Here is a 1,277-nt window from a genome sequence, read left to right as displayed (position 1 = left end):
TCTGCAAGTTGGCCAGTTGGATAACCGTCAAGGCGTGCTCAACAGCAAGCAGGCGCTGGCGATCACCGGGCAATCCCTGAGTAACCAAAACGGCCTGGCCAGCGCCGTTGGCCCGGTGCGGCTGACGGTCGACAGCGTCGAAAACGCCAAGGGCCGCATCGCCAGCCAAGGCGACTTGGAAGCCACCGTGGGTGTGCTGAACCAGCAGGGCGGCGAGATCGCCGCACAAGGCAACCTGACCCTCACGGCCGACAGCTTGGACAACCACGACAAGGGCTTGGTAGCGGCGACAAAAGCGCTGAAGCTCACGATCAACAGCGTTGACAACCGCGCCGGGGAAATCTCCAGCCAGCAGAACATCGACCTCAGCGGCCAGCGCCTCGACAACAGTGGCGGCAAGCTGTTGGCCGGGACTGGGTTAGAGCTGGCGATGCACGACGTGATCAACAGGGCCAAAGCCTTGGTGTTTGCCCAGAACACCCGGTTTACCGGTGGGAGTCTGGATAACACCGACGGCACCTTGGGCGGCCAACACAGCTTGGCACTGCAGGTCTCGGCTGGACTGGATAACACCCGCGGCAAACTCAGCAGTGAAGGCTCGATGGCGCTGGCTGGGCAGCGCATCGATAACAGCGGCGGCAGTGTTTCCAGTGCCGGCCCGCTGACCCTCACCAGCGCCACGGATTTGATCAATACAGGCGGCACCGTCGAGAGTGCACAAGGCCTCACGCTGACCAGCGCCAGCCTGGATAACACTTACGGCCTGCTCAAAAGCCAGGGCGCGGCCAGCCTCGCGACCGGTGAGTTCAACAACGGCCTCAAAGGGCAGGTGATCAGTGCCGACAGCCTTGACCTGACGGCCACCCACGTCACCAACGCCGGGCATATCGGCAGCGTCGGCAGCCTGACTGCCAACCTTACCGGCCTCACGCAACTGGGCGGCGCCGAGCTGCTGAGCACCACGCAACTGAACCTCGACCTGCACAACGGCGAGCTGGTCAACGCGGGCGTGATCAACGCACCGATCCTGGCGCTCAACAACCTCGCTAACCTCAACAACCAGCACGGCGAAATTTCCAGCCAGAACGCTTTCACCCTGGCAGCGCAAAACCTCGATAACAGCAACGGCAAACTGATCAGCAACCAGGGGCTGACCTTGCGCGTTGAGCAAGTGCTGGCCAACGTCAAAGGCCACATCAACGCTGCCAGCCTCAACGCAAGCAGCACGCGCCTGGACAACACCGACGGCCTGCTCAGTGGTCGCGGTGATGTCGCAA

1 pseudogene is annotated in these 1,277 nt (G+C 62.5%); it reads left to right on the top strand.

Annotation, left to right across the window (positions count from 1 at the left end):
* A pseudogene (locus FW764_RS28030) lies at nucleotides 1-1,277 on the top strand (hypothetical protein); the annotation flags it as partial.

Source organism: Pseudomonas sp. 1152_12 (genome assembly GCF_052850675.1).
This window is presented reverse-complemented; position numbering and strand designations above follow the sequence as displayed.